27 protein-coding genes are annotated in these 26,958 nt (G+C 49.7%); 22 read left to right on the top strand and 5 right to left on the bottom strand.

The window, feature by feature from the left end:
* Positions 1-14: 14 nt before the first annotated feature.
* The 8 genes from trpD (at position 15) to AC4EHJ_RS13200 (ending at position 7,430) form a co-directional block, all read left to right on the top strand.
* Positions 15-1,007 carry an anthranilate phosphoribosyltransferase gene (gene trpD / locus AC4EHJ_RS13235; RefSeq protein ID WP_490976095.1) on the top strand — a complete coding sequence of 331 codons (993 nt, stop codon included), beginning with the start codon at positions 15-17 and terminating at the stop codon, positions 1,005-1,007.
* The gene (trpC, locus tag AC4EHJ_RS13230) at positions 1,004-1,777 is read left to right on the top strand and encodes an indole-3-glycerol phosphate synthase TrpC (RefSeq protein WP_490976094.1); all 774 of its coding nucleotides are present in this window, start codon (positions 1,004-1,006) and stop codon (positions 1,775-1,777) included. The genes trpD and trpC overlap by 4 nt, the downstream gene beginning before the upstream one ends.
* Positions 1,774-3,570, top strand: coding sequence for a tryptophan synthase subunit beta (gene trpB / locus AC4EHJ_RS13225; RefSeq protein ID WP_490976093.1), 1,797 nt, complete (start codon positions 1,774-1,776; stop codon positions 3,568-3,570). The genes trpC and trpB overlap by 4 nt, the downstream gene beginning before the upstream one ends.
* The gene (gene trpA, locus AC4EHJ_RS13220) at positions 3,567-4,337 is read left to right on the top strand and encodes a tryptophan synthase subunit alpha (RefSeq protein ID WP_490976092.1); all 771 of its coding nucleotides are present in this window, start codon (positions 3,567-3,569) and stop codon (positions 4,335-4,337) included. Before trpB ends, trpA begins: the two co-directional genes overlap by 4 nt.
* Positions 4,338-4,360: 23 nt before the next feature.
* Positions 4,361-4,951, top strand: a complete 591-nt coding sequence (locus AC4EHJ_RS13215; RefSeq protein WP_490976091.1) for a DNA-3-methyladenine glycosylase — start codon at positions 4,361-4,363, stop codon at positions 4,949-4,951.
* 68 nt (positions 4,952-5,019) lie between these two features.
* Positions 5,020-5,541 carry a type 1 glutamine amidotransferase domain-containing protein gene (locus AC4EHJ_RS13210; RefSeq protein WP_490976090.1) on the top strand — a complete coding sequence of 174 codons (522 nt, stop codon included), beginning with the start codon at positions 5,020-5,022 and terminating at the stop codon, positions 5,539-5,541.
* Positions 5,542-5,789: 248 nt separating this feature from the next.
* Complete coding sequence (locus AC4EHJ_RS13205) at positions 5,790-6,119, top strand: ArsR/SmtB family transcription factor (protein ID WP_490976089.1); 330 nt, start codon at positions 5,790-5,792, stop codon at positions 6,117-6,119.
* Positions 6,120-6,134: 15 nt separating this feature from the next.
* Entirely contained in the window at positions 6,135-7,430 is a 1,296-nt protein-coding gene (locus tag AC4EHJ_RS13200; RefSeq protein WP_490976088.1) for an arsenic transporter, read from the top strand.
* A 104-nt stretch (positions 7,431-7,534) separates the two neighbouring features.
* Here AC4EHJ_RS13200 and AC4EHJ_RS13195 read toward each other — a convergent pair whose 3' ends face one another.
* Positions 7,535-8,332 carry a GNAT family N-acetyltransferase gene (locus AC4EHJ_RS13195; protein WP_490976087.1) on the bottom strand — a complete coding sequence of 266 codons (798 nt, stop codon included), beginning with the start codon at positions 8,330-8,332 and terminating at the stop codon, positions 7,535-7,537.
* Positions 8,333-8,722: 390 nt separating this feature from the next.
* Between AC4EHJ_RS13195 and AC4EHJ_RS13190 the strand changes: the two genes are divergently transcribed.
* From AC4EHJ_RS13190 to AC4EHJ_RS13175, 4 genes are all read left to right on the top strand, one after another.
* A complete protein-coding gene (locus tag AC4EHJ_RS13190) occupies positions 8,723-9,649 on the top strand; it encodes a manganese-dependent inorganic pyrophosphatase (protein WP_490976086.1) in 927 nt (308 codons plus the stop codon).
* Positions 9,650-10,349: 700 nt separating this feature from the next.
* Positions 10,350-11,057 carry a DsbA family oxidoreductase gene (locus AC4EHJ_RS13185; protein WP_490976085.1) on the top strand — a complete coding sequence of 236 codons (708 nt, stop codon included), beginning with the start codon at positions 10,350-10,352 and terminating at the stop codon, positions 11,055-11,057.
* 93 nt (positions 11,058-11,150) lie between these two features.
* On the top strand, positions 11,151-11,780 hold the full coding sequence (locus tag AC4EHJ_RS13180; protein WP_490976084.1) for an FMN-dependent NADH-azoreductase: 630 nt from the start codon (positions 11,151-11,153) through the stop codon (positions 11,778-11,780).
* A gap of 138 nt (positions 11,781-11,918) precedes the next feature.
* On the top strand, positions 11,919-13,484 hold the full coding sequence (locus tag AC4EHJ_RS13175; protein ID WP_490976083.1) for an FAD-dependent oxidoreductase: 1,566 nt from the start codon (positions 11,919-11,921) through the stop codon (positions 13,482-13,484).
* A gap of 48 nt (positions 13,485-13,532) precedes the next feature.
* Here the strand turns inward: AC4EHJ_RS13175 and AC4EHJ_RS13170 are convergent, their stop codons facing one another.
* Positions 13,533-14,054: a YceI family protein gene (locus AC4EHJ_RS13170; RefSeq protein ID WP_490976082.1), complete on the bottom strand. Its 522-nt coding sequence runs from the start codon at positions 14,052-14,054 to the stop codon at positions 13,533-13,535.
* A gap of 206 nt (positions 14,055-14,260) precedes the next feature.
* Here AC4EHJ_RS13170 and murB point away from each other — a divergent pair, with 206 nt between their 5' ends.
* From murB to AC4EHJ_RS13145, 5 genes are all read left to right on the top strand, one after another.
* Positions 14,261-15,178 (top strand): UDP-N-acetylmuramate dehydrogenase, encoded by a 918-nt coding sequence (gene murB / locus AC4EHJ_RS13165; protein ID WP_490976081.1) that lies wholly within the window; start codon positions 14,261-14,263, stop codon positions 15,176-15,178.
* 92 nt (positions 15,179-15,270) lie between these two features.
* Positions 15,271-16,746, top strand: coding sequence for a potassium/proton antiporter (locus AC4EHJ_RS13160; protein ID WP_490976080.1), 1,476 nt, complete (start codon positions 15,271-15,273; stop codon positions 16,744-16,746).
* A gap of 130 nt (positions 16,747-16,876) precedes the next feature.
* Entirely contained in the window at positions 16,877-19,243 is a 2,367-nt protein-coding gene (locus tag AC4EHJ_RS13155; RefSeq protein WP_490976079.1) for a penicillin acylase family protein, read from the top strand.
* A 36-nt stretch (positions 19,244-19,279) separates the two neighbouring features.
* Positions 19,280-19,633, top strand: a complete 354-nt coding sequence (locus AC4EHJ_RS13150) for a fluoride efflux transporter FluC (protein WP_490976078.1) — start codon at positions 19,280-19,282, stop codon at positions 19,631-19,633.
* Entirely contained in the window at positions 19,630-19,962 is a 333-nt protein-coding gene (locus tag AC4EHJ_RS13145) for a fluoride efflux transporter FluC (RefSeq protein WP_490976077.1), read from the top strand. Before AC4EHJ_RS13150 ends, AC4EHJ_RS13145 begins: the two co-directional genes overlap by 4 nt.
* 54 nt (positions 19,963-20,016) lie before the next feature.
* On the opposite strand, the gene AC4EHJ_RS13140 is transcribed toward AC4EHJ_RS13145, so the two are convergent.
* Both AC4EHJ_RS13140 and AC4EHJ_RS13135 read right to left on the bottom strand, forming a co-directional pair.
* Positions 20,017-21,063 carry a P1 family peptidase gene (locus AC4EHJ_RS13140; protein ID WP_490976076.1) on the bottom strand — a complete coding sequence of 349 codons (1,047 nt, stop codon included), beginning with the start codon at positions 21,061-21,063 and terminating at the stop codon, positions 20,017-20,019.
* 24 nt (positions 21,064-21,087) lie between these two features.
* Positions 21,088-21,507, bottom strand: coding sequence for a universal stress protein (locus tag AC4EHJ_RS13135; RefSeq protein ID WP_490976075.1), 420 nt, complete (start codon positions 21,505-21,507; stop codon positions 21,088-21,090).
* 207 nt (positions 21,508-21,714) lie between these two features.
* Here AC4EHJ_RS13135 and AC4EHJ_RS13130 point away from each other — a divergent pair, with 207 nt between their 5' ends.
* From AC4EHJ_RS13130 to AC4EHJ_RS13120, 3 genes are read left to right on the top strand one after another with little or no spacing between them, the layout of a single operon-like run.
* Positions 21,715-22,086, top strand: coding sequence for an ArsR/SmtB family transcription factor (locus AC4EHJ_RS13130; protein ID WP_490976074.1), 372 nt, complete (start codon positions 21,715-21,717; stop codon positions 22,084-22,086).
* Positions 22,064-24,133 carry a heavy metal translocating P-type ATPase gene (locus AC4EHJ_RS13125; RefSeq protein WP_490976073.1) on the top strand — a complete coding sequence of 690 codons (2,070 nt, stop codon included), beginning with the start codon at positions 22,064-22,066 and terminating at the stop codon, positions 24,131-24,133. Before AC4EHJ_RS13130 ends, AC4EHJ_RS13125 begins: the two co-directional genes overlap by 23 nt.
* Positions 24,134-24,155: 22 nt before the next feature.
* A complete protein-coding gene (locus tag AC4EHJ_RS13120) occupies positions 24,156-25,268 on the top strand; it encodes a GNAT family N-acetyltransferase (RefSeq protein ID WP_490976072.1) in 1,113 nt (370 codons plus the stop codon).
* Positions 25,269-25,317: 49 nt separating this feature from the next.
* Here AC4EHJ_RS13120 and AC4EHJ_RS13115 read toward each other — a convergent pair whose 3' ends face one another.
* Positions 25,318-25,473: a lmo0937 family membrane protein gene (locus tag AC4EHJ_RS13115; RefSeq protein ID WP_490976071.1), complete on the bottom strand. Its 156-nt coding sequence runs from the start codon at positions 25,471-25,473 to the stop codon at positions 25,318-25,320.
* 163 nt (positions 25,474-25,636) lie between these two features.
* Between AC4EHJ_RS13115 and mntR the strand changes: the two genes are divergently transcribed.
* Both mntR and AC4EHJ_RS13105 read left to right on the top strand, forming a co-directional pair.
* Positions 25,637-26,059 (top strand): transcriptional regulator MntR, encoded by a 423-nt coding sequence (mntR, locus tag AC4EHJ_RS13110; RefSeq protein WP_490976070.1) that lies wholly within the window; start codon positions 25,637-25,639, stop codon positions 26,057-26,059.
* Between the two features lie 18 nt (positions 26,060-26,077).
* The gene (locus AC4EHJ_RS13105; protein WP_490976069.1) at positions 26,078-26,938 is read left to right on the top strand and encodes a CvfB family protein; all 861 of its coding nucleotides are present in this window, start codon (positions 26,078-26,080) and stop codon (positions 26,936-26,938) included.
* Positions 26,939-26,958: the final 20 nt, after the last annotated feature.

Raw genomic sequence — 26,958 nt, 5'->3', positions numbered from 1 at the left:
AGGAGAGCTGAAAAATGAGCAGAGCAGAGAATAAGACAGAACAGCAGATGCTGGAAAAATCACGCAGTTTATTGAACGGAGATATGGAAGAAGCGCAGATCAAGGAATTTTTGATCGGACTTCACGAAAAAGGCGAAACGGCCGATGAATTGGTGGGGTTGGTAAAGGCGATGCGGGAGAAAGCCATCGTGCTGCCGGAAATAACCGGGGAACTGGTGGATGTCTGTGGAACCGGCGGCGACCGGTCATACAGTTTTAACATCAGCACCTTGACGGCGTTCGTCTTAGCGGGCAGCGGAATGACAGTGGCAAAACACGGCAACCGCAGCGTATCCAGCAAAACAGGCAGTTCAGATGTACTGGAAGCGCTCGGCATCGCTGTTGACTCGGACATTGAGAAAATTCCAAGCATGCTTGAACAAACAGGAATCGCTTTCCTGTTCGCCCCGGTAATCCATCCGGCGCTCGGCAAATTGCGGGACATCCGCAAAAACATTGGCACGCCGACCATTTTTAATCTGGTGGGGCCGCTCGCGAATCCGCTGCCTGTCACGGTTCAAATGACCGGTGTTTATCGCCGGGACATGATGGAACCGATGGCCGACGCATCCATGCGTTTAGGCCGCAAGCGCGGAGTGATTGTCCACGGTGCGGGAGGCTTGGATGAATTGTCGCTTGCAGGAACCAATGAATTGATCTTTTTTGATGAAAACGGCAAACACCCGATGACGTTCCACCCAAATGAAGCGGGCCTTGCCGTTGCGCCGATCGAAGCGATACGCGGCGGAGAGCCGGAACGCAACGCGGAAATTTTCATGGACGTATTGAACGGGAACGAAAGTCCGTATCTCGACACGGTCGCATTGAACGCAGGCGCATGCCTGTACGCAAGCGGCCGCGCAGCAAGCATTGCAGAAGGCGTGCACCAGGCACGGAAATCGATTTTGTCAGGAGAAACAGCTCGGGTTTTCGAGCTTCATAGATTAACTTCGGGGGTATGTGTATGACGATCTTGGACCAAATCATCGAAACAAAGCGTTTGGAGATAAAAGGATACAGTGAAACGGCAGAGGCGCAAGAACAATTTCCTGTGAAAACCAGGTTGATTTCCCATTTGCAAGAACGGCGGGGAGTCATTGCGGAAATCAAACGCGCATCTCCTTCGAAAGGCGATATTTCCACAAATGTGGATGTCGTCGCACAAGCAAAGAAATACGAAGCGGCCGGAGCAGCGGCGATTTCGGTATTGACCGATGAGAGCTATTTCAAAGGATCGATCGAGGATCTTCGCCAAGTGGCGAGAGTGGTCTCGATTCCGGTCCTGTGCAAGGATTTCATCGTCAGTGAGATTCAAATCAATCGGGCGAAAGCGGCAGGAGCGACCATTATCCTGCTCATTGTAGCGGCCCTTGAAAAAGAGGAGCTCCACCGGCTGTATGCCTACGCTAATTCCCTAGGGCTTGAAGTACTGGTTGAAGTGCACGATAGCGAGGAACTCGCAACCGCACTCGAATTGGACGCAAAATTGATCGGCATCAATAATCGGGACTTGAAGACGTTTGAGGTGTCGCTCCAGCGGACGGCAGAATTGGCAAAAGAGTTCCCGAGAGACGGCAAGCGTGTACTGATAAGTGAGAGCGGCCTGCAAACAAAGCAAGATGCGGCGTTTGTATTCGGCTGCGGGGCCACAGGCGTGCTGGTCGGCGAAGCGCTGATGCGCACAGCTGACCCTGGCTCCTGGATTCAGGAAGCGACTTCAAAGGAGGCGGCGGAATGACGAAAGTAAAAATTTGCGGTCTCATGGAGCCCGAACATGTTGAGGCGGCTGGACAAGCAGACGCCATCGGTTTTGTCTTTGCTCCAAGCAAGCGTCGGGTCAGTGTGGAAAAAGCGGCAGAGCTAGCGAAGCACGTGCCCGCAGGCGTCGACAAAATCGGTGTTTTCGTCAATGCGGCGCTTGAAGAAATTGAACGGACTGTACGCGAAGTGCCGTTGACGATGGTCCAATTGCACGGCGATGAACCGGATGAACTCGTGCAGGCGATTTCGGTGCCGGTCGTCCAGGCTTTCTCGATACGCACCGCGACAGATGCTGAAAAGCTGGGCCGGTCAGTTGCCGATTTCGTTTTGGTGGACGCCCCAGGCACGGATTACCGCGGCGGCAGCGGCCATGTATTTGACTGGACGCTATTGGCAGGGGCTGGCATTGACTCTTCCCGGCTGATTGTTGCCGGCGGATTAAATCCGGACAACGTGGCGGCGGCAATTGCCCAGACAAGGCCGTTCATGGTGGATGTCTCGAGTGGAGTAGAAACTGAAGGCATAAAAGATGCAGTGAAAATAGAGCGTTTTATTCAGAAAGCGAAGGGTGATTCGATGCAGGAGACAATAGAGAAAGTTGGATTTTTCGGTAAATACGGCGGGCAATTTGTTCCAGAAACCTTGATGAAAGCCGTCAAAGAACTGGAAGATGCTTACACGGAAGTGAAAGACGATCCGGAGTTCCAAAAAGAATACCATCATTACCTGAAAGAATATGTCGGGCGCGAACAGCCTTTGACGTATGCGAAGCGTTTAACAGAAGCGTGGGGCGGACCGAAAGTTTATTTGAAGCGCGAAGATTTGAACCACACAGGCGCGCATAAGATCAATAATGCGATCGGCCAGGCCCTGCTTGCAATGCGCATGGGCAAACGGAAAATTGTTGCGGAAACAGGAGCCGGGCAGCACGGCGTTGCAACAGCGACAGTGTGCGCGCTGTTTGATCTGGATTGCGTCATTTTCATGGGCGAAGAAGACATCAAGCGCCAGCAGCTCAACGTGTTCCGCATGAAATTGCTGGGTGCGCGCGTTGAAAGCGTGACAAAAGGCAGTGCAACATTGAAAGATGCAGTCAACGAAGCGCTGCGCTACTGGGTCACAAATGTGGAAGATACACATTACTTGATCGGTTCTGCGCTGGGGCCGCATCCGTTCCCGACGATGGTGCGGGATTTCCAGAGCGTCATCGGCGAAGAAACGAAACGCCAAATTGTTGAGCACGAAGGGCGCTTGCCGGATACCATTTTGGCGTGCGTGGGCGGCGGCAGCAACGCCATCGGCATGTTCTATCCGTTCTTGAAAGACGAGTCGGTGCGGTTGATCGGCGTCGAAGCGGCCGGAGAAGGAACAGAAACTGAAAAGCATGCGGCAACGATGACGAAAGGTACGGAAGGCGTCTTGCACGGCGCATTCATGAAACTGCTGCAATCGGATTCCGGCCAAGTGCTGGAAGCCCATTCGGTTTCCGCAGGCCTGGATTATCCTGGAATCGGACCAGAGCACGCTTATCTTGCGGACATCGGCCGCGTGGAATACAAAGCGATTACCGATGCAGAAGCGCTCGAAGCAGTAGTTTCATTTTCGCGGCTGGAAGGCATCATTCCGGCGCTTGAAACCGCGCATGCGATTTCGCAGGCAGAGAAGACTGCCAAGGAGATGGGCAAAGACGAAATTCTGGTCATTTGCGTTTCCGGGCGCGGCGATAAAGACATGGCGACTTACGCGGAGAAATTGGAGGGGTTGGCATGAACAGACTGTCAGAATTGAAGGAGAACGGTGAGAAAGCCTTCGTGGCCTATATCATGGCGGGCGACGGAGGGCTCGAGCGGCTGAAAGAGCAAGTCCAATACCTTCAGGAGGCCGGCGTTACGGCGATCGAGATCGGTATTCCTTTTTCGGATCCCGTAGCGGATGGACCGACGATTGAAGCAGCGGGCAACCGGGCGTTGAAAGAAGGCGTGACGCTGGAAAAGGTGCTCGATGAAATGACAGGTTGGACATTCGAAGTGAAAGTGCCGCTGCTCATCATGACGTACTTGAACCCAGTTATCAAATTCGGTGTGGAACGCTTCACCAAGCAAGCGAAAAAAGCGGGTGTTTCTGCCGTCATCATCCCGGATCTGCCTTATGAACATCGACAACTGGCCGAAACATTTTTGAAAAAAGAAAGCATTGCGCTCATCCAGCTCGTCACGTTGACGACGACTGAAAAGCGGCTGGAGGCGATTTTGCAGGAAGCGGAAGGCTTCGTCTACGCTGTCACAGTGACCGGCATCACTGGCGCACGGGATGAAATGTCAAACAATGTCCGGGAATTCATGCGCCGCGTGCGCGATAAGAGCCCAGTGCCTGTCTACGCAGGCTTCGGAATTTCCAAAGTCCACCACGTCGATCTGCTGCGCGAAGACGTTGACGGGTTCATTGTCGGCAGCGCGATTGTCCAAGCCTTTTACGACAATAAAATCGATGACATTAAACCCCTCATAGAAGCGGTGACGGCCCCGAGTCCGGTATAATTCCGGGTAGGAGGGATTTACTTATGTTCACACCAGTCTCTGCACAATTTTTTGAAGCGCCGACACTTGAATTGGCGCGTTCTCTGCTGGGCCAGCTATTGGTCCACGAAACGCCAGCTGGAATAGTCGCTGGCCGCATTGTTGAAACGGAAGCCTATATGGGAGCGGAAGATCGTGCCGCCCATAGTTTTGGCAACCGCCGCACGAAGCGCACGGAAATCATGTTCGGCAAAGCCGGAAGCGTCTATACGTATCAGATGCATACCCATACGCTGATCAATGTCGTCAGTGGGCCGCTGGATACGCCGCGTGCGATTTTGATCCGCGCAGTTGAGCCGGTAGAAGGCATTGATTTAATGGCGGAACTGCGCGGCAAACATCTCCCGATCAAGCAATGGACGAGCGGCCCTGGGAAGCTTACGAAAGCGATGGGCATCACAATGGAGTATTACGGCCATCATTTCACGGAGCGCCCGCTGTATATCGCAGAAGGCGATGCCGTCCACGCGATTGCGGAAGGCCCAAGGGTCGGCATAGCCAATTCGCAGGAAGCTGTCCATTACCCGTACCGTTTTTGGGAGCAGGATAATCCGTTCGTTTCCAAATTCCGCTAATCGTCGTGTTTACTTTGGTTTTCTCGTGGAATAGTAAGGGAGACTAAATAAACGGGGAGTGGAAGATGATGGCGAAAATTGCAACGTTAATTACCGACATGTTTGAAGATGTGGAATATACAGAGCCGACGAAAGCGTTCAACGAAGCGGGCCATGAAGTCTTTACGATTGAAAAGGATGCAGGGAAAAAGGTGACTGGCAAGCAAGGCGAAGCCACAGTGACAATTGACAAGGGCATTGACGAAGTCAGCCCGGACGATTTTGACGCATTGTTCTTGCCGGGCGGCTTTTCGCCGGATCAATTGCGCGCGGACGACCGCTTCGTGAAATTTAAAAAAGCGTTCATGGACGCGAAAAAACCGGTCTTTGCCATTTGCCACGGGCCGCAATTGCTGATTTCAGCGCGTGCCCTTGAAGATCGCGACGTAACCGGCTATAAGTCAATTCAAACGGACATGGAATACGCCGGCGCAAAAGTGGTCGACCAGGAAGTTGTCGTTTGCCAAAACCAATTGGTGACAAGCCGCCAACCGGACGACCTGCCGGCTTTCAACCGCGAAGCGTTGAAGCTGCTAGAAAACTTGGGATAATGAAATGGAGTGGGGCCCCGCGATTGCGGGGCTTTTTTTATTTGGCTCGAAACGGTCGCGTGGGGTGTGGAAGAGGGCCTGCTGCAAGTAAATCTGCGTTTGCCGCAAGTAAAGAATGGGTTGCTGCAAGTAAGCAAAAATATCGCAAGTAACCACCGGTTTTCCGCAACTAATTGCGTTTTCCCCCCTTGAACTTATAAGCAAACACTTATATAATGTGGAAAGTACGAATAAAAGAAGGTGAAAAAATGGATTATCTTCAAATGGAATCTTATTTGAAAGCAATCGGCGACCATAACCGAATGCTTATCTTAAAATATTTGATGACGGAGTCGCTGTGCATTTGCGAATTCACGGAATTGATTGATATGACGCAGCCTGCCATCAGCCAGCATATGCGCAAGCTGAAGCAAGCGGAACTCGTCACCGAAGAAAAACGCGGCCGTTGGACGATCTGGTCGCTGAATATCCGCCACCCGCTGTATCCGATGCTCATCCACTTGTTGAGTTTGCTTCCGGAACCGGAGCGGACAGTGGCGACCTTGGTTGCAGAAGGAAAAAAAGTAATTTGTGAATAGGGAGTTGTGTTAGAAGTGGATATTTGGTCAGCCAGTTTGATATTTTTGATTACCTTGGTATTTGTTATTTGGCAGCCACGCGGGCTGTCGATCGGATGGTCTGCAATTGCTGGAGCGGTTGTTGCTTTGCTGGTCGGCGTTGTTGATTTCGGTGATGTTTGGGAAGTGACCGGCATCGTCTGGAACGCAACGCTGACATTTGTCGCATTAATCATTATTTCGTTGATCCTCGATGAAATCGGATTTTTCGAATGGGCTGCGCTGCATATGGCGCGCTACGCCAAAGGCAGCGGCATCCGCATGTTCTTGCTGGTCATTGCACTCGGAGCGGTAGTTGCCGCGTTATTCGCCAACGACGGGGCGGCGTTGATTTTGACACCGATTGTCCTGGCGATGGTACGCGCGCTGAAATTCAAGGATTCGATGATCCTGCCATTCATCATGGCGTCCGGCTTTATCGCCGATACGGCATCACTGCCGTTTGTCGTCAGCAACTTGGTCAACATCGTTTCCGCTGACTTTTTCGACATCAGCTTTGCGCAATACGCCTTGAATATGTTCTTGCCGAATTTGTTCAGTGTTGGGGCAAGCATGCTGGTGCTGTACTTGTATTTCCGGAAAGACATTCCGGCGCGTTTTGACGAAGGAGCTTTGAAAACACCGGCCGCTGCACTAAAAGACGTCAAGATGTTCCATCTGTCATGGGTGGTTCTAGGCGTCCTGCTAGTCGGCTATTTTATCAGCGATCCGCTTGGAATTCCCGTTTCGTTCATCGCGGGGGCGGTCGCCATCATTTTCTTGGCAATTTCACGCAGAAGCAAGGCGGTTGAAACGATGACGGTCCTGAAAAATGCGCCTTGGGCAGTCGTGTTCTTCTCGATTGGCATGTATGTTGTTGTCTACGGGCTGCGCAACGCGGGGCTGACATCAGTCCTTGCCACGGCAATCGAATGGACGGCAAGCCATGGGCTGTTTGCGGCAACAATCGGAATGGGCTTCATCGCCGCAATCCTGTCGTCGATCATGAACAATATGCCGACAGTGATGATTGACGCACTTGCCATCTCCGAAACCAATACGACCGGCGTCATGCGCGACGCGCTGATTTATGCCAACGTCATCGGTTCGGACTTAGGCCCGAAAATCACGCCAATCGGATCGCTGGCAACTTTGCTGTGGCTCCACGTGCTGAAAACCAAGGGCGTCGAAATCAGTTGGGGCTATTATTTCAAAGTTGGGATCATCTTGACGGTTCCGATCCTCTTCATCACGCTGACGGGCTTATACCTGTCGCTATTATTGCTCAATTAAAGGTCGGCGCAAAGCCGAAAAGAAAAAAGATAAGGCAAAGCGGATTCCGCTTTGCCTTATCTTTTTGTTTAGTCTATTGGAACTTTGCAGTTGTTGGATAGCGGTCAGCCCAGGAATTTAGCCATGTAAATTTCGTTGTAAGGCTTGCCGCCGATCATTAATGCTTTCTCGCGAATGCCTTCTTCTTTATAGCCCGATTTTTCGTACAGTTTGCGGGCGGCGTCGTTTTCTTCGACAACTGTCAGCTCAAGGCGGTTAACGCCTTTTGATTTGGACCAGTTTTCCGCTTTTTCCAGTAAAGAAGTGGCTAGCCCTTTGTTTTGAGCGCTTTTCTGGATACCCAGGACGATAGCTGCACGATGGGCTGCGCGTGCGGCTGTATTGCCGATGACCATCAAGTAACCGACATGTTCACCATTCAAGATAGCGATGAAGATAGTGGAATGGCCTTGCTGCTTCCATTCGATTATCTGTTTGCGCATGCTCTGGGTAGATTGGATGCGTTCATCTTTTCCATAAAGCATATACTCGGATTCGCCTTCGACCAGTTTCTGGAGGGCGATCAATGAACGGGCATCGCCGTGTTCCGCTTGGCGGATCAGCAGGACGTCTTCATTGCCGGGCGTTGAACCGTCGCCTTCAGCTGGATTGATCCGGTCGAAAGTGACAAAGCGGTTCGTCATTACATCACTGACATAATAGCCTGCATCCATCCAAGCGTGGAAATGCTTAGCAGGCGGTTTGGTCTTTTTCCACCAACTTTTGTTCAAATAAGCGGCATTGGGCAATTGTTGCCCCATAATTTGTTCGATTTCGGTAAAAGACAATGTAATTTTTTGAGATGATGCAGAAGCAAAATAATCGGCCAAAGGGATGTATTTTTTTTCCAAAATTATAGTCAATCTAAACGCTCCTTTCTTGAAAAGAATAAAATTAGTTGTGGTGATTATATCATTTGTCCTATTAAAATGTATATAATTATTTCCTTTTTCTTAAAATTTTTTTCATCGTACGAAAAAAGGGGTTTTAATTTACTATATTATTTAGATAATTAGGTATATAGATATAAAATTATAATGCAAATTCAACAAAAATCTGTTCTTGGATTTCAGCAAAATCAAGGTTATTCAAGTTTTCTTAATTGAGTAGACAATTGAGAAAGTTATTTTAAAATCGGCTTAGCTAATGCGCCTAAAAACTTTGCGCATTTGGGAAATTCAATTGTATTTTGGCTAAGCTTCCAGTTGTGTTAAAATTATTTCGGAAACCAACACCATTCAGGAGGTTAAAAAATGTCAAACGTTCTTGTTTTAGGACATAAAAATCCGGACACCGATTCAATTTGTTCGGCTATTTCATATGCATATTTGAAAAAACAGCTGGGCATGCCGGCGGAACCGATTCGTTTGGGCGAAGCCAATAACGAAACTCTCTACGCATTGGAACATTTCAAATTCGAACAGCCGCGCCTTGTTGAAAAGGTGGCAGCGGAAGCTTCACAAGTCATCCTTGTCGACCATAACGAGCGCCAGCAGAGCGCAGCCGATATCCAGGACGTCCAAATTCTCGAAGTAGTGGACCACCACCGCATCGCTAATTTCGAAACGGTCGATCCATTGTACTTCCGCGCCGAACCGGTTGGCTGTACAGCGACAATCATTTTGAAGCTGTACAAAGAACATGGAGTTAAAGTACCGTCTGATATCGCCGGACTTATGTTGTCGGCGATCATTTCAGATTCATTGCTCTTCAAGTCGCCTACTTGCACAGAACAGGACTTGCAGGCTGCGCGCGAACTTGCTGAAATCGCGAATGTTGATGCAGCGGAATACGGCCTTGCTATGCTGAAAGCTGGCGCGGACTTGAGCAACAAAACACTTGAAGACTTGATGTCGCTCGATTCAAAAGAATTCGAAGCCAACGACCACCGCTTTGAAGTGGCTCAAGTCAATGCCATCGATGTCAATGAAGTAATCAGCCGCCAGAAAGAACTGGAAGTGCTGATGAACGAAAAAATTGCACGCAAAAACTTGGATCTATTCGCATTTGTGGTTACAGATATCCTGAACAATGATTCGGTCGCCATCGTCTTAGGACGCAAAGCGGGCATCATCGAAGGCGCTTTCAAGTCAAGTGTTGTCGACAACCGCATTTTATTGCCAGGCGTCGTTTCACGCAAAAAGCAGATAGTACCGGTCATTACAGAAGCATTTAGCTGATCCCTCCGGGGGTCAGTTTTTTTAATGAGCTGGAACTCTGTTCAACGCGCATAGGCAATAGGACGCTGCACGCTGCAGAAGGTTGCACCTGGGTGAAGATATAAGATATAAAATAGTTGAATTACTGAATATTTATAATCGATATTCCGCAAAACAGCTACGCTTGCCGCGGGCGAGACTTACCCAAAGCCTGCGAGGGCAAGTCTTTGCGACGAAGTGCGCAGCACTGCAACGCACTTTAATGTCTCGAAGCTAGCGCAGCGATGCAACGGTTTTTCATGTCCCGAAGCTAGCGAAGCGTTGCAGGGACAGGGACAGAGACAGGAGCAGTAAGGTTTTCTCCGCTGTTTTGCTACATATCGAGAGATATCTTAGCGGAGGCGCGTCACGGGGGTAGGCAAGGAGATGGCCAAATGGAATTTGGGCCATCTCCTTTTCTTCGAAGCAAGCGTGTCGATGCAGAAGCAGAAGGGTTTTAGCTATGAGACGAGTGTTCTTCTCGTCTCATGGCGAGAGCCAAGGTGGTGCCGGGCACTTCCGGCGACGCCTTTGCGACGAGCTTGCGCAGGAGCAATCGTCTTTGCACTGCCCAAAGCGACCGAAGCGAGTTTCAATATGTTACTTCTTTCGTTCGATGTATTCAGGCAAAAACATTGAGCCGAGTTTTGTTCGTTGTTATAGTAATGCGTGAGGTGAAATTATGAAAATTGAAATTTGGTCAGATTATGTATGTCCGTTTTGCTACATAGGCAAGCGTACGTTGGAGCAGGCTCTAGAAAAATCTGGTTTTCATTCACAAGCTGAGATTTCGTTCAAAGCTTATCAATTAGATCCGGCAGCACCCGTTGATTCGACAGTGTCGGCATATGAAAGTTTAGCTGCTAAAACAGGTGCGACTATTGAACAGGCAAAAGAAATGACGAAAGGCGTTGCGGCTCACGCGCGCTCAGTAGGACTTGAATATAATTTCGATGGCATGATGAACGGCAATACGCTAGCGGCCCACCGCTTAGTGAAGTGGGCAGAAGTGCACGGCAAGGAAGCGCATTTGACGGAACTTCTTCTTCGTTCGTATTTCGTTGAAGGAAAGAATGTCAGCAATAATGGAGTTTTAGCGGAAACGGCGGAAGCAGCCGGACTGCCTAGGGATGAGGCTGAAAGCATTTTGGTTTCCGACCGGTTCCATGAAGAAGTGGAAGCAGATATCACGGAAGCGCGCCAAATCGGTGTACAGGGCGTGCCGTTTTTCGTCATCAACCGCAAATATGCGATATCCGGCGCACAGCCACTGCAAGCTTTTGTCGATTCGATCCGCCAGATTGCGGACGAAGAAGGCATCCGTCCAAAGCTAAAGCCAATGGGACAAAAAAAGACTTCATATTGCACTGGCGATTCATGTGACTCGTGAGCAGATAAGTTGAATTAACCCTCGATTTTTATTATAATTTGATTATCTCAAATTCGAGAATAATAATATTAGTAAAAAGGAGCTTTTCAAAAAATGAATGTATTAGTCGTAAAAGCAAACAACCGCCCTGCAAGCGAAGGGGTTTCAAGTAAAATGTATGAGGTTTTCATGAATGAAATCGGCAACGACATCAACGTCAGCACTTTTGACGTTTTCAAAGAAGATATGCCTTATTTCGGCCAGGATTTCTTTGATGCGATGCAAAAATCAGCTCAGGCTGAACCAATGAGCGATCTTGAACAGCGCCTTTTGACAGCTTCTTCTAAAGCAATGGACGCTTTCATGGATGCAGATCTAGTTGTTTTCGCATTCCCATTATGGAACATGACGATTCCGGCAGCTCTTCAGACGTTCATCGATTACATCAACCGTGCAGGCATGACTTTTAAATACACTGAAAATGGTCCTGTCGGGCTTGTTCCAGAGAAGAAAGTTATCATCCTTAACGCACGCGGCGGCATTTACTCTACGCCGGAAATGGCTCCGGCCGAAATGAGCGTAAATTATATCCGCAACATCATGAACTTCTTTGGTATCCAGGACATCAATGAAGTGATCATCGAAGGGCATGCGTTGGATCCAGAGCGTGCAAATGAAATTATTGCAGAAGGCATGGAGCGTGTAAGAGACGCGGCCAACAGCCTGCAAGCAATTAAAGCATAATTGAATGGCATGACAGACCGGAGGCGCAAATGCGCTTCCGGTTTTTTTACGCCGCAATTGCTAAAGCTCGGCCAGTCTGCTGATTAAAAAGAAGAGGACAGGGTAGTTATCTAGTAAAACGTCTTTAGGAGGGATAGCATGTCAACAAATGAACATTCGAGCCGCCTGCCAGACCATATGGAATCTTTGTGGAGAACGTATAAGGAAGTCCCAAGCTTTCCGGCTTTGCAAGCCAATGAGTCAACGGAGATTGGGGTCGTCGGCGGAGGCATAGCAGGTGTAATCACTGCTTATTTACTAGCGAAAGCCGGCAAAAAAGTGACGCTCATTGATGCGGGCAAACTGATTGACGGTGTCACCGGCTACACAACCGCTAAAATTACGGCACAACACGGTCCCTATTATGCTCCATTGATCAAGTTGATGGGGGAAGAAAAAGCCCGGTTGTATTACGACGCCAATATGGGCGGTTTGAAATTCATTGAAGATTTGGCAGCAGAGCTCGACATCGCTTGTGATTTGACGCACCATGATGCATTCCTTTACGCGAATACTGCACATGGGGCGGCGTTGATCAAAAAAGAAGCGGAGGCGTATGAAGTCTTAGGCATTAAGGGCGGCTTGGCGAAAGTGGAAGCGGAAATGGAGTTGCCTTTTGAAGTGGATGAAGCCTTGGTGATGCGAGGCCAAGCGCAATTCCATCCGGTGAAATTCCTTGCGAAACTGGTGAGTGAAATTGATCGCCTTGGGGGCAAAATCTACGAACACACTCGCGCGCAAAAAATCCTAAGCAAAGACGATCCGGTAATCCAAACTGAAAACATGTCGCATCTGTCTTGCGACAAAGTGGTAGTGGCGACGCATTATCCATTCAACGATGCCGATGGCTTGTATTTCTCAAAGCTGTCCGTCAAACGATCTTACGTGATTGCCGCCCGTTCGACCGGTCCGATTCCGGATGGCATGTACATCAGCGTTGATGCTCCGTCCCGATCGCTGCGCTACGCGACAGGCATCGACGGCGAGAAATTGCTGCTCATCGGAGGCGACGGGCATCCGGCCGGCAAGAGCAAAACGCCGACAATTGAGCATTACGAGAATTTGGCGCATTTTGGCGATGAACATTTCGGCATTACGGAAATTCCGTACCGCTGGTCTGCACAAGACATGACGACGCTTGACACGGTCCCTTATATCGGCAAAATCACCGTAGGATACGATAATATCTTTGTCGCTACCGGCTTCCATAAATGGGGCATGTCGAACGGGGCAGCTGCCGGCATGCTGCTCGCGGACCACATTTTAGGGAAAGCGAATCCGTATGCGGACCTGTTCGATCCGACGCGGACGAAGCTGAAAGCAGTGGATGCCCTCAGTTTCATCAAAGACAATACCTCAGTGGCCAAGGAGTTAGTGAAAGGGAAGTTGCAGTCTTCTTCGAAAACCGTCGAGGAGTTGGCGAGTGGGGAAGGCGGCTTGGTGAAAGTTGGCGGCAAAAAAGCCGGCGGCTACCGCGATGAGTACGGTCAGCTGCATTTAGTCGATACGACATGCACCCATTTGGGCTGTGAAACTCATTGGAACGACGCCGAGCGGTCATGGGATTGCCCGTGCCACGGTTCACGCTTCTCCTTTAGTGGAGAAGTGCTCAATGGCCCCGCCGTGAAACCTTTGAATAAGATGGAAGAACCCGGATCCATATAAAAAAGCAGTGCGGAAAAATTTTCCGCACTGCTTTTTAATTTGTTTGGATTATGCTGGGTTTGCTTGCAATTCCAATGAAATTTTGATGTCTTCGCCGACAAGTACGCCGCCTGTTTCAAGTGCTTGGTTCCAAGTCAGGCCGAAATCCTTGCGGTTGATTTTGCTTTCTGCATTGAAGGCAACAACTTCAACGCCCCAAGGGTTAGTGCCTTTGCCGCCGTATTCCACTTCAAAAGTGGCTGGACGCGTAACGCCTTTAATCGTAAGGTCGCCAGTCAATTCGTATTCATCGTGTTTTTTCACGATGTCATTCGCTGTGAAAATGATGTGCGGATGGTTTTCAGCATCGAAGAAATCAGCCGAGCGCAAGTGATTGTCGCGGTCTTCGTTGTTTGTGTTGATGCTTGTGATGTCGATTTTGAAATCGATCAAAGCTCCAGACAAATCTTCTTCGTTCGCTTCAACTTCCGCTTCGAATGAAGTGAATGAGCCTTTTACTTTAGAGATCATCATGTGTTTTACTGAAAATCCGATTTCTGAGTGTGCTGGGTCTACTGTCCATTTTTTCATGTTATTGTTCCTCCTAATAGTAATGTATCTGTTTTCAACTATAAGGGCTAAAAATCTCGATGTCAATAGTCTTTAATTAAAAACTCTTTAATTCGAGATATTTAATTTATCGGTCTTTAGAACGGAACATAAGGCTATCCCTTGTCAAAAGGGCAAGAAAATTAGATACTATTAAAAGCGAAAAGTTTAGAAGGGATTTGCTTGGGATGACGAAAGAAAAATGGTTAACGGATCTTCGCCGCTTTTTGGCCGATGATCACGTGAAAATGAACGAGCCGCTTCACCTGCATACCTTGACGCGTATGGGTGGGCCAGCTGATATTTTTGTAACACCGACAACTGAAGATGAAACAGCATACACTGTTAAATATGCATATGAAAACAATATTCCTTTGCTGCTCCTCGGTAACGGCTCTAATATGGTCGTTCGTGATGGCGGCGTGCGCGGAATTGTGCTGAACCTGAAAAGCCTTCATGCAATCCGCATTACAGGCACTACGGTTTATGCGCAAGGCGGCGCGCATATTAAAGAAGTATCGAAAGCAGCGGCAGTGAACCGATTGACCGGCTTTGAATTCGCTTGTGGAATTCCAGGGTCTATCGGCGGCGCTATGGCGATGAACGCAGGCGCGTACGGCGGCGAGATCAAAGACATCATCCTCCAAGCGACGGTTTTGACCCCGGAAGGCGACAAGCTGGTGCTGTCGAAAGAGGATATGGAATTAGGCTATAGAAAAAGCATCATAACCAAAAAAGGCTATTATGTGTTATCAGCTGAATTCGGCTTGGAGTTTGGAAACCAAGCGGTGATTGATGCGAAGATGGTCGATTTGACGTATCAGCGCGAATCGAAGCAGCCCTTGGAATTTCCATCAGCGGGCAGTGTTTTCAAACGTCCGCCGGGCAATTTTGCCGGCAAGCTGATCCAGGAAAGCGGACTTCAAGGGCGGGGCTTCGGCGGTGCGGAAGTATCGACGAAGCACGCTGGATTTATCGTCAACAAAAACAATGCGACAGCTGATGATTACATCCAGACGATTGAAATGGTGAAATCGGCGGTGCGAGAAAAATTCGGCATCGATTTAGAGCTTGAAGTGAAGATTGTTGGAGAAGACATGATATGACTGATTAGCGGGGCTTTTACAGAGCTCCGCTTTTTTTAATGCCCTAAAATTATGGTACAATAAACCAACATAAAAACCACAGGGGGTGTCCTATGATCGATTTTTCGACGAATGGTTTAATTTTGATGGGAGGCATTTTCCTCCTGGCTGGCGTACTGATGACCAAGGTATCTGCGCGCGCCGGAGTGCCGTCTCTTGTCTTGTTCATGATTATCGGCATGTTCTTGGGCAGCGATGTCACCGGCCTCATTTACTTTTCCAATGCCGAAATCGCGCAATTGGTCGGAATTGTCGCGTTGATCTTTATCCTTTTTGAAGGCGGACTGCAAGCGAAATGGAAACATATCCGGCCGGTCATGGGCGGCTCACTTTCCTTGGCGACTCTTGGTGTCATGATTACCACTGCGATCGTAGCAACTACTGCATATTATATCCTCGATATCACATGGCTTGAAGCGTTCTTGCTGGGATCGATTGTCGGCTCTACAGATGCTGCGGCAGTCTTTTCCGTGTTAGCCGGACAAAACGTCAAGTCTAAAATCTCTTCCACACTTGAAGCGGAATCGGGTACCAACGATCCGATGGCCATGTTTTTGACAATTGCATTTATCCAATTAATCATGATGCCAGACTCCTCCATCGGTTCAATGATCGGCAGTTTCGTGCTTGAAATGGGTCTTGGTGCAGTGTTTGGCGTAGTGCTGGGCTACCTGGCTTCCTGGACATTGAACCGCATCAAACTGGATGCTTCCGGATTGTACGCTGTGCTGTCAGCAGGCTTTGCAATTTTCATCTACAGTGCCACTGCAATGATGCACGGCAGCGGGTTATTGGCGGTTTATCTGGCGGCATTGGTCATCGGAACCCGCCAATTGACGCAAAGCTATTCCATCATCAGCTTCCATGAGGGCGTGGCTTGGCTGATGCAAATCGTCATGTTCGTCCTGCTCGGCTTGCTGGTATTCCCTAGCCAGCTGCTGGATTGGGATTTGATGTGGAGGGGGTTGGTCCTGTCATTCGTATTGATTTTGATTGCGCGTCCAATCGCAGTATTCGTTTCAACCGCGTTCTTCGACTACTCTTTGAACGAGAAGCTGTTCTTGTCATGGGCTGGCCTGAAGGGAGCGGTGCCAATCGTGCTTGCAACGTTCCCGATGATAGCAGGCGTCGAAAACAGTTACTTATTCTTTAATATCGTATTCTTTATCGTCTTGACTTCAGCATTGATCCAGGGGTCGACGATTCCGTTCATGGCCAAAAAATTATCCTTGAACGGCCGTCCGTTGCCGAAGCGGATTCATTCGCTGGAACTGATCTCGATGGACAAGGCGAATGCGGAAATGCTGGAAGTTGAACTGACGGCTAAATCTCCTTTCGCCGGCCAGCTCGTGCAAACCATCGGCCTGCCCAAGCAAACCTTGATCAGTGCCATCATCCGCTCTGGAAAATTGGTCATGCCAACGGGCACAACGAAATTGAAAGTGGGCGATGTCCTGTACGTCCTGACAGAAAAGAAACAAGTGCCGAAAGTGAAAATGGTGCTTGGAGAAGAAGATATCAATCATTAAGCCCGCAGTTTGCGGGCTTTTTATTTTGTGGCAATGAATTTGCGCCGTAAATTCCTTGCGAATAAAGGATTTTTATTCCGGCGGTCGAATGATATAGCATCAGAGAAGAAAAATTAAGGGGGAAAAGCAAGTGAGTAAACAGAAAGGGAACCGAAAGCTGCTGAAATGGATTGTGGGTATAGTGAGCGGCTTGGTGGTACTGGCAGCCGCAGCGTTAATTTTTGTAAACGTTTACATAGGGAAGTCGAGCCCTCAAGTGGAGGGGGAAATGGTTGTCAGCGTTTTAGATGGCGGTGCGACAGTGACGCGCGATGAAATCGGCGTTCCACATATCGAAGCAGGGACGGATGCCGATTTGTACCGTGCGCAGGGCTTTGTCCAAGCGCAGGACCGGCTTTTCCAAATGGATTTGTCGCGGCGCCAGGCTAGTGGGCGTTTGGCGGAAGTCGTAGGGGCGGCGGCAGTGGACCGGGATAAATTCTTCCGGGTATTCAGCCTTCGCGACGCTGCTGAAAAATCATGGAGCGGCTATGAACCAGAGGCGCAGCAAGTGTTGGAATGGTACGCAGAAGGCGTCAATGCATTCATGGAACAAGCGAAAAAGGACGGCAAGCTGAGCTATGAATTTGCGCTTCTCGGCTACGAACCTGAACCCTGGACGCCGGTTGATTCGTTGACGATTGGCAAATTCATGGCATATGACCTCGGTGGGCACTGGTCATCGCTTGCCATCAGGCACTGGGCGCTGAACGAATTCCCGGAAGAAAAAGCGAAAGAGATTTTCATCAAATACCCGGAAGATGCGCCGTCAATCATTGCGGCAAACAAAAAGCAGCCGGTGCAAGTTGCTGGGCAATTCGATGCTTCAGTCATCCCGCCGGAATTCAATGGCAGCAATAACTGGGTAGTATCGGGTGACAAGACGGCGAGCGGCTTGCCGCTTCTCGCGGATGATCCGCATCTTGGTTTGTCGACACCGTCGATCTGGTATCAAATGCATTTGAAGTCGCCGGAACAGAACGTCAGCGGTGTCATTTTCGCAGGAATTCCCGGCATCATTCTCGGGCATAACGAAAAAATTGCCTGGGGAGTGACAAATGTCGGCCCGGACGTCCAGGATTTATATATTGAAACCCCGAATCCGGAAGATCCGACGCAATTTCTTTATGATGGCGTGTGGGAGCAGGCAGAAATCCGGAACGAGCCGATCAACGTGAAAGACGGCGAGACGGTGCATTTTGAAGTGGCGGTTACGCGCCACGGGCCGATTATTTCAGATGTGTTGTACAAAGACGAAGATCCGAACGCGTCGTTTTCACTGCAATGGACCGCCCATGAACCGACATTGGAGCTTCAGGCAGTGCTCAGTTTCAATAAAGCTTCCAATTGGGAAGAGTTCGAAACAGCGTTAGAAGATTTCCAGGCGCCGGCACAGAATTTCGTTTTTGCATCGGTCGATGGAACAATTGCCTATAAAGCGAATGGCCGGATTCCGATCCGCAAACAAGGCGACGGCCAATTGCCGGTGCCCGGCGATTCGTCAGCATACGGCTGGGATGGTTATGTGCCGTTTGATGAACTGCCGACTGCCGTGAATCCGAAGAGCGGTTTTATCGCGACGGCCAATAACGAAGTCGTCAACAGTTCGTACGATTACCACATCACGGATTTCTGGGCACAGCCGTACCGCTATGAACGCATAGCAGAGGTGCTGGAGTCAAAAGATGATCTGACGAAAGAAGATATGATGGCGCTGCAGATGGATCAGAAAAACCTGTATGCGGCCGAATTTTTAGAGGACATGATGGCTGCCGTCCAAGAAAAGACTGATGAACACGACGAATTGTTCAAAATGATGGCGGAATGGGATCAAGTTGATAGCAAAGGGGCTGCGGAGCCGCTAGTTTTCCATAAATGGATGAAGCAGCTGCCAGTAACGATGCTGGCTGATGAATTTCCTGAAGATGTCTTCAGCCTCTTGCCGGGCAAAAATCACATTACCGATCAAATGATGCGCGACGCATTCAGCGGCAACGAAGGGGCATGGGTATCGGAATATGGAGGCGCCGGCAAATGGCTGGAGGATTCGCTTGAAACAGCTCTTGGCGATATTGAAGAAGAATTCGGCAACGATGCAGGCGATTGGCAATGGGGAGACAATCATAAACTGACATTCCCTCATCCGCTTGCAGGTGCGTCGCCGATTTTCGAGGGCTTCCTGAATCCGGACCCAGTTCCTATTGGCGGATCTAACATCACAGTCCAGGCTGCCGGTTTTGATGGCGAAGGCAATGTTGATCACGGGGCGTCTTGGCGCTTTGTCGCTGATCTAAGCGATTTATCAAGCGCTTACCACATCGTCGGACCGGGCTTGAGCGGGCATATGAAGTCGGATTTCTTTCATAATCAAGTAGACGATTGGGCAGAAGGGAAATTCCATGAAACGCTCCTTAAAGGAGAAGTGCAAGGTTCGGTCTTAAGATTGTCGCCTGAATAAGTTATACTGAAAGAAAAAGATGTGAGGTCGGTAGGCTTGAAGAATTTAATGGCAGTCGGATTCGGAGGGATGGCGGGTTCGCTGTTGCGAGCGATTATCTACGAAGGGGTGTCTTCTTTCACTGGCTTATGGATCGTGAACTTGCTTGGCAGCTTATTGCTTGGCTTTGTTGCAGGTCGCTTCCACGCAAAGTCTGCTTCTTTCCGCTTGTTTGTGTCGACCGGCTTAATCGGCTCGTTTACGACGTTCTCGGCATTTACCGCTGAATGGTTCCGGCTGATGGAACGTTCGTTCACGAACGGCTTGCTGCTTGCAGTCGGGATGACGGCATTTTCTGTTGGAGCAGCTGCGATAGGGCTGAGGTTCGGCAGAAAGGCGGTGGCGGGATGATCGGCATCGCACTTGGCGGCTTTTTAGGAGCGATTGCCCGCTACGGATTTTACTTATTGGCTGAACGAGGGGCGAAACAGCCGAAGCTTGCAACGTGGCTGGTCAACAGTATCGGCTCGTTGGTGCTCGGCTTGTTTATCGGTGCAGGCAGCCTTTCGCTGTTTTGGATGACCGGTTTTTTAGGGGCCTTCACGACGTTTTCCACGATGGCGCTCGACGCTGTCAAGGATTTTGAAGACGGCCGCCTGCTCGAAGCGGCGTCTTATCTCGGAGCCACGCTAGTGAGCGGTATTGTATTGTTCAGCGTCGGCTATCATCTACTGCATTAACGAAAAAAAGCCGTTCCGGCAAAAGGAACGGCTTTTTTCCATGGTTGCTAAAATTTAAAAAGCTTGAGGAAAGGTGCCTTTTTCAATGGTCCGTCCCATGCGGCCGGTTGTGGTTTCGGCGTGGAGCAGCGATTGGTAGACCGCTTCTTCAGTCGCTTCGATAACGCCTTTGAACAGTTCGGCCATCAGTGGATGGTCATCCCGCAAGAGTGTTGTTTGCTGCAGCGCGGAAGTCGATTTATGAGGAATGCGTTCAGCGTTTGAAAATGCGATGATAATGTCTCCGCTGCCATTGTGAATATGGGTTCCGGTGCGCCCCATCCCAATCGCCGCGCGTTTCGCCAGGCGCTTTAGCTGCCGGCTGTCGAGTGGTGCATCAGTGGCAATTACAATGATGACAGAACCGTCCGGCTTTTGGGGCGCGGGAAGATCCGGCAGCCAGTTAGCGATGGCGATTTCCTCTTTAAGGCCGAAATTGCTCAGTACCAAAGCTCCGGCCGTGTAATTTTGGCTTTCAAATTCCGCAATGCGTGAAGCGGAGCCGATGCCGCCTTTGACGCCATAGCAGATCATGCCTTTTCCGGCACCTACAGCGCCTTGCGCGAAATCTGTCGTGGCGGCGCCGATTGCCTGTTGGGCATGTTCCGGACGCACGGCCATAAGGCGCATCGAGTTCAAATAGCTGTCGTTGCATTCGCCGACGACGATATTGAGTGAACTGGTCGAATCGCCGATTGCCGGGTTTTCACGCAGCATCCAGTCCATTGTCCCCTGCAGCACAGCAGCGACGCTGAAGGTATTCGTCAACATAATTGGCGATTCAAGAACACCGAGCTCCTCGACTTGCACCAGCCCGGCGGTTTTGCCGAAGCCGTTCAGCACGAAACTCGCGGCGGATACTTTTTCTTCAAACCAATTGCCGGCATGCGGCAAAATGGCGGTGACGCCTGTACAAACGGATTCGTTCTCAGACAAGCGCTCTTCTAGTGTCGTGTGGCCGACTTTTACGCCGGCGACATCGGCAATTGAATTCAAATTTCCTTTTTTCAATGAAATCACCATCTCTTTTTCTTTGATTGGAACAAAAACAGCAGCCGGCATCTTCACGGGCTGCTGTTTTCCGTTTCATTTTACAATGATCACTGGAGCCTGGACGCGCTTTGCGACTTTGTGGCTGACGCTGCCGAGCACCATCTCCTGAAGGGCATTCAAGCCGCGGCTGCCGATAAATACGATGTCGTAGCCTGTATCGTTGGCGTGCTTGACGATGGTCGGGCCTGGTGTGCCGTGCAGCGTCTTTGTCTCAAAGGGCACTGCAGCATCCTGGAAGACCGCTTCGAGTGGTGCGAGATGCTTGCGGCGCTCAAAATGGACTTCGTCGCTGCTCTGGCCGTGGAGGATTTCGTTGCGCGCTTTTTCATAATCGATGACATACAGCAGCGTGACTGCGGCATCGGGGTTTGCTTTCGCCATCTTTACTGCTTCATGTGCGGCGCGCATCGAATGATCCGAGCCGTCTGCCGCCACTAGAATTTTCTGGTACATGCCAATTCCCCCTAACAATTGTCCGGATATTGATGAACTATTCGACAAAAATCAGCATAATCCTTTTCTGGAGGGCTGTTTGCTAAAGTAAATGGCGCGTGCCACAGCCCGAAATCTTCATTCAAACCGTGGTTTGACTAATGCCAGCTGAAGAATTATACTGGCAGTAACAATCAAATATACATTTGAATGAAAGAAGGAATTGCTGTGAGAGAGATATGCGAAGTCACGAAAGTCCATCCTGAAGTAGTGGAAAACGTCCAAAATCATATGGCGGATTTATCGGAAGTCGCCAATCTCTTTAAAGCGCTGGCAGACGAAACCCGTTTGAATATAGCTTATGCATTAACTATAGAAGAAGAAATGTGCGTCTGCGATATCGCTGCGGTTATTGGTTCCTCGACGGCCACTGCGTCGCATCATTTGCGCTATTTGCGTGAACGTGGATTAGCGAAATCCCAGAAAAAAGGCAAACAAGTGTATTATTCATTGTCAGACAGCCATGTCCATCAGCTCGTCACAATCGCCCATGAACATGCGAAAGAAGGTGTGCACAATGCAAAAGACATACCGTCTTGAAAACCTTTCTTGCACCAGCTGTGCAGCGAAGTTTGAAAAGAACATCCGCAGCTTGCCCCAAACGAAGGATGTCATATTAAATTTTGGCGCATCAAAACTCACGGTCGACGGCAACGTCTCGATTGAGGAACTTGAAAAGGCAGGCGCATTCGACCATATCCGCGTTTTTCCAGAGCGGGAGAAAGTTGTCCATGTGCCATTTTACAAACGGCGCCAGACCATTGAAACGGCCATTTCACTCCTTCTTTTAATTGCCGGGATTGCTATTTCGCTCCGTACTTTTGAAACAGATCCGGCAGCCATCGCATTGTTTGCAGGATCGATGCTGGTCGGGGGATACCATATGTTCGGGACGGGTCTGCGCAATCTGGTGAAATTGCAATTCGATATGAAGACGCTGATGACGATCGCAATCATCGGTGCCGCAATCATCGGCGAATGGCGTGAAGGTGCAGTCGTTGTGTTCTTATTCGCCATCAGTGAGGTGCTGGAGACATTCTCGATGAACAAAGCCCGCCAATCGATCAGGGGATTGATGGATCTTGCACCAGCACGTGCCTTGATTCAGCGCGGCGGTGAGCTTATCGAAATGGATACAGAAGATATCCGAATCGGCGACGTCATGATTGTCAAACCAGGCCAAAAAATCGCCATGGACGGCAATGTCCTGCGCGGGGAAAGTTCAGTCAATCAGGCAGCCATCACCGGCGAATCAATACCTGCTTCCAAAGAGGTGGGAGATGAGGTCTTTGCGGGAACGATGAACGAAGAAGGTGCATTGGAAATCACGGTGACAAAACGCGTGGAAGATACAACAATCGCGAAAATCATCCATCTTGTCGAAGAAGCGCAAGCCGAAAAAGCGCCGTCTCAAAAATTCGTCGACCAATTCGCCAAATACTACACACCGGCAATCATTGCCATCGCCTTTTTAGTGGCGCTTGTTCCCGGATTCGTAACGGGCGAATGGCAGCTGTGGATTTATCAGGGGCTTGCGGTGCTTGTCGTCGGCTGTCCGTGTGCACTTGTCGTTTCGACCCCAGTGGCGATTGTCACGGCAATTGGCAACGCAGCGCGGCAGGGCGTCTTAATCAAAGGCGGCATCCACTTAGAGGAAACGGGCCGCATCAAAGCAGTGGCGTTCGATAAAACAGGTACTTTGACAAAAGGCTATCCCGAAGTGACGGATGTCTATGCGCAGGAAGGCTACGGCAAAGAAGAAGTATTGAAAATTGCAGCTTCCGTCGAAGCGATGTCCCAACATCCACTGGCTCGCGCCATTACCGGGCGTGTTCCGGAGGTCTACAGCATCACGGCTTTTAAATCAGTGACTGGCAAAGGCGTAACAGCTTCGGTCAACGGGGTGCCTGTCTATGTCGGCAGCCTCGGCTGGGCGGCGGAATTTGGTTTCGCTGTCCCGCAGGCGTACGAAAAACTTCAGGAAAGCGGAAAATCAGTGGTAGCCGTCTTTTCGGATATGGAATTGATCGGTTCGGTGGCGGTGGCTGACGCAATCCGTCCCGAAAGCCCGGCAATCATTCAGGCCTTAAAGGATATGGGCATTGAAGAAACCATCATGCTGACAGGAGATCACCCGGTAACTGCGCAAGCGATCGCCGGCCAAATCGGCGTCACGGATGTTCGAGCAGGCTTGATGCCTGAAGAAAAACTAGCGGCTGTCAAAGAGCTGCAGGATAAATACGGCCGCGTAGCGATGGTCGGCGACGGCATCAATGATGCCCCGGCTTTAGCGGCTTCATCCGTCGGTATCGCCATGGGCGGAGCAGGCACGGATGCGGCATTGGAAACCGCCGATATCGCTTTGATGGCGGATGATCTTGAAAAACTTCCATATACGATTCGACTCAGCCGAAAAACTTTGCGTATAATAAAGGAAAACATCATTTTCGCATTGGGTTTGAAAATTATCGCTTTGCTTCTGATCATTCCGGGATGGCTGACCTTATGGATTGCTATTTTCGCCGATATGGGCGCGACGCTGCTGGTCATCTTGAATGCCCTGCGCCTCGTGAAGATACAGAAGTAAAAGCATGTTGGGGGATATCGCATTGAAGTTGACTGAATGGACGATAGAAGAGCAGGAGCAGCTCATTGAATTCATGACTACTAATTCCTGGCCGTTCCACGGGCAAGAACATCCGGTCCGGGCATTGATCGAGAAGACAATCGAAGGAGGCGGCTATAAATCAGATCAAGTCCGCACCTTCTGGATTGAAAATGATGAAGGCCAGCAGGTAGGGCTTGTGAAAATTTTTGATTTGCAGGATGATATTCCACTATTCGATTTGCGGATTGCCGAACCTTACCGGGGCAAAGGCTACGGGCCAAAGGCATTGAAGTTGGTCGCTGATTTCGTATTTTCGCTTCCTGAGAAGAAAATCCGCCTCGAAGGCAATACGCGGCATGACAATTTTGCGATGCGAAAAGCATTTGAACGCACGGGCTTTGCAAAAGAAGCGCATATCCGCCAAGCTTGGTTTTCGCCGAAGGAAAATCGCTATTACGATGCGGTGACATACGGATTGACGCGCGAGGATTGGCAAGCCGGCATTACGACGCCTGTCCATTGGGATGATGCCCTCGTCGGTGCCAAAAAGCCGCAATTTAATCCGATTCTGCTCGACTTTCCGGATGAATTTGAATCCGAAAGGCTGCTGATTCGTGCGCCGAAAAGAGAAGATGCCGAGCAATGCTACGATGCCGTGCTGCATTCGTTGGAATCGCTCAGCCCGTGGCTGCCTTTCGCAGAAGATCCGCCGGAACTTGCACGGACAGAAGCGGTGCTCATCGAAGCTGCCGCCAACTTCCAGCTGCGCAAAGATCTGCGTCTGCACTTTTTTTCAAAAGAGACCGGGGAATTCATTGGTTCGACCGGGCTTCACCGCATCAACTGGGAAGTCAGGAAGTTCGAAATCGGCTATTGGGTTGACCACCGTTTTGAAGGCAAAGGCTATGTGACGGAAGCAGTGGAACGCATCACCCGATTCGCTTTTGAAGAACTCGAAGCGAACCGCGTAGAAATCCGCTGCGATCCGGAAAATGTCCGGAGCCGCGCTGTAGCGGTTCGCCTCAACTTTGAGCTCGAAGGCATTTTACGCAACGACGCAATATCCAAAAACCGCTTGCGCGATACATGTGTTTATTCGAAAATTAAGCAATAAAAAAAGGCCGGAGACAAATGTCCCGGCCTTTTTTTATGTTGTAGAGCTGTTATAAGCCTTTTCTTCCTGAAACTAAGTTGATGACTAAAATGATAGCCGCAATAATTAGAAGAATGTGGATTAAACCACCAGCAACGTCCATTAAAAATCCTACTAACCAAATAACAATAATAACTGCTAAAACAATCCAAAGTATACGCGCCATGTTTCTTCACCTAACCTTTCTCTTGAGATAGTAATATTTACCCCAGACTTTCTAAGGATAAACATCCAGAATATTAGAACAGCGCAGACTTGGTGGAAGCTCAGTTGTTTCAGCGGTGGCGGTATAGTAAACTGAAGGAAGTTATGTGAGGGAGGAACTGACTTTGCCTACTCCAAGTATGGAAGACCATATTGAAATAATATATGCATTAATTGAACAAAAAGGGTATGCGCGAGTATCAGATATTGCGGAAGCCCTGTCAGTACTGCCATCTTCCGTCACCAAAATGGTACAAAAACTCGATAAAGACGGCTATTTGATTTATGAACGCTACCGGGGCCTGGTGTTGACGCCAAAAGGACAGAAACTCGGCAAGCGTTTATTGAAGCGCCACGATTTGCTGGAGCAGTTCCTGCGGCTGATCGGCGTGGAAGAAGAACGCATTTACGGGGATGTTGAAGGCATCGAGCACCATTTAAGCTGGAATTCAATTGACCGGATCGCGGATTTGGTCCAAACGCTCGAGGACCATCCGAAATTGATCGCTGAATTGGAAAAGCTGAAGAACGACCAAAAAGAAAGTTAATTAGAAGGAGGCTGCATTATGAGTTTGCATCCAGGATTGAAAGCGAATTTAAAAATTAAAGACCGATCAAGTTCCCTATGGATTTTATCAGATGGTTCTGGCGATGAAGTCTTCATGAACGCCTCAGAAATCGAAGAAGGGCAGGAAGTCGGGGAAGAAATCGAAGTATTTCTGTATCGCAACCGCCAAGGCGGCATCGCGGCGACACCGATGATTCCGCATATTCTGCCAAGCGTCTACGGCTGGGCGAAAGTGCTGAAAGTATCTCCGCGCGAAGGCGCAGTAGTGGATATCGGCACGACGCGCGAAGTCTACGTGCTGCCTGCGGACCTTCCGCAAGTGCAGGAATTATGGCCGAAACAAGGCGACCATTTGTTCATGACGCTGCGTACAGACCGCTATGGCGACTTGTACGGCCGATTGGCGACAGAAGAGACGGTGCTGGAGCTCAGTGCGCCGGCTCCTGAAGAAGTATTCAATAAAGACTTGCAGGCGCGTGCTTACCGTTTGTTGCCGGTCGGCTCTTTCATGCTCACAGTGCCGGAAATGTACCGCGTTTTCGTCCATGAAACAGAGCGCGAAGAAGAACCGCGCCTTGGGGAAGAAAAGACAGTGCGCATTATTGGCGTCAAAGAAGATCGTACGCTTAACGGCTCGCTGCTTCCCCGCAAGCAGGAGCGCCTGTCGGACGATGCTGAAATGATTTTGCGCTATTTAGAGGAATCCGGCGGCAAAATGCCGTTCACAGACAAATCTTCACCAGACGAAATCTTTGAAATGTTCGGCTTGAGCAAGGCCGCATTTAAGCGTGCCATGGGCCGATTGTACAAAGAACGCAGAATCATCCAAGAAGAAGGCTGGACGAAATTAACGCGCTGATGCAACTTTTTCAAATTAAA

This window comes from Planococcus sp. TJ-301 (assembly GCF_058268475.1).
This window is presented reverse-complemented; position numbering and strand designations above follow the sequence as displayed.

Bases quoted from the DNA above. Each gene is read 5' to 3' on its own strand.
- AC4EHJ_RS13185 (WP_490976085.1), top strand. From the start codon at position 10,350: ATGAAAATTGAAATTTGGTCAGATTATGTATGTCCGTTTTGCTACATA.
- AC4EHJ_RS13180 (WP_490976084.1), top strand. From the start codon at position 11,151: ATGAATGTATTAGTCGTAAAAGCAAACAACCGCCCTGCAAGCGAAGGG.
- AC4EHJ_RS13140 (WP_490976076.1), bottom strand. From the start codon at position 21,063: ATGCCGGCTGCTGTTTTTGTTCCAATCAAAGAAAAAGAGATGGTGATT.
- AC4EHJ_RS13170 (WP_490976082.1), bottom strand. From the start codon at position 14,054: ATGAAAAAATGGACAGTAGACCCAGCACACTCAGAAATCGGATTTTCA.
- AC4EHJ_RS13205 (WP_490976089.1), top strand. From the start codon at position 5,790: ATGGATTATCTTCAAATGGAATCTTATTTGAAAGCAATCGGCGACCAT.
- murB (WP_490976081.1), top strand. From the start codon at position 14,261: ATGACGAAAGAAAAATGGTTAACGGATCTTCGCCGCTTTTTGGCCGAT.
- AC4EHJ_RS13115 (WP_490976071.1), bottom strand. From the start codon at position 25,473: ATGGCGCGTATACTTTGGATTGTTTTAGCAGTTATTATTGTTATTTGG.
- AC4EHJ_RS13190 (WP_490976086.1), top strand. From the start codon at position 8,723: ATGTCAAACGTTCTTGTTTTAGGACATAAAAATCCGGACACCGATTCA.
- trpD (WP_490976095.1), top strand. From the start codon at position 15: ATGAGCAGAGCAGAGAATAAGACAGAACAGCAGATGCTGGAAAAATCA.
- trpB (WP_490976093.1), top strand. From the start codon at position 1,774: ATGACGAAAGTAAAAATTTGCGGTCTCATGGAGCCCGAACATGTTGAG.
- AC4EHJ_RS13175 (WP_490976083.1), top strand. From the start codon at position 11,919: ATGTCAACAAATGAACATTCGAGCCGCCTGCCAGACCATATGGAATCT.
- AC4EHJ_RS13215 (WP_490976091.1), top strand. From the start codon at position 4,361: ATGTTCACACCAGTCTCTGCACAATTTTTTGAAGCGCCGACACTTGAA.
- AC4EHJ_RS13145 (WP_490976077.1), top strand. From the start codon at position 19,630: ATGATCGGCATCGCACTTGGCGGCTTTTTAGGAGCGATTGCCCGCTAC.
- trpC (WP_490976094.1), top strand. From the start codon at position 1,004: ATGACGATCTTGGACCAAATCATCGAAACAAAGCGTTTGGAGATAAAA.
- AC4EHJ_RS13210 (WP_490976090.1), top strand. From the start codon at position 5,020: ATGGCGAAAATTGCAACGTTAATTACCGACATGTTTGAAGATGTGGAA.
- trpA (WP_490976092.1), top strand. From the start codon at position 3,567: ATGAACAGACTGTCAGAATTGAAGGAGAACGGTGAGAAAGCCTTCGTG.
- AC4EHJ_RS13105 (WP_490976069.1), top strand. From the start codon at position 26,078: ATGAGTTTGCATCCAGGATTGAAAGCGAATTTAAAAATTAAAGACCGA.
- AC4EHJ_RS13135 (WP_490976075.1), bottom strand. From the start codon at position 21,507: ATGTACCAGAAAATTCTAGTGGCGGCAGACGGCTCGGATCATTCGATG.
- AC4EHJ_RS13160 (WP_490976080.1), top strand. From the start codon at position 15,271: ATGATCGATTTTTCGACGAATGGTTTAATTTTGATGGGAGGCATTTTC.
- AC4EHJ_RS13125 (WP_490976073.1), top strand. From the start codon at position 22,064: ATGCAAAAGACATACCGTCTTGAAAACCTTTCTTGCACCAGCTGTGCA.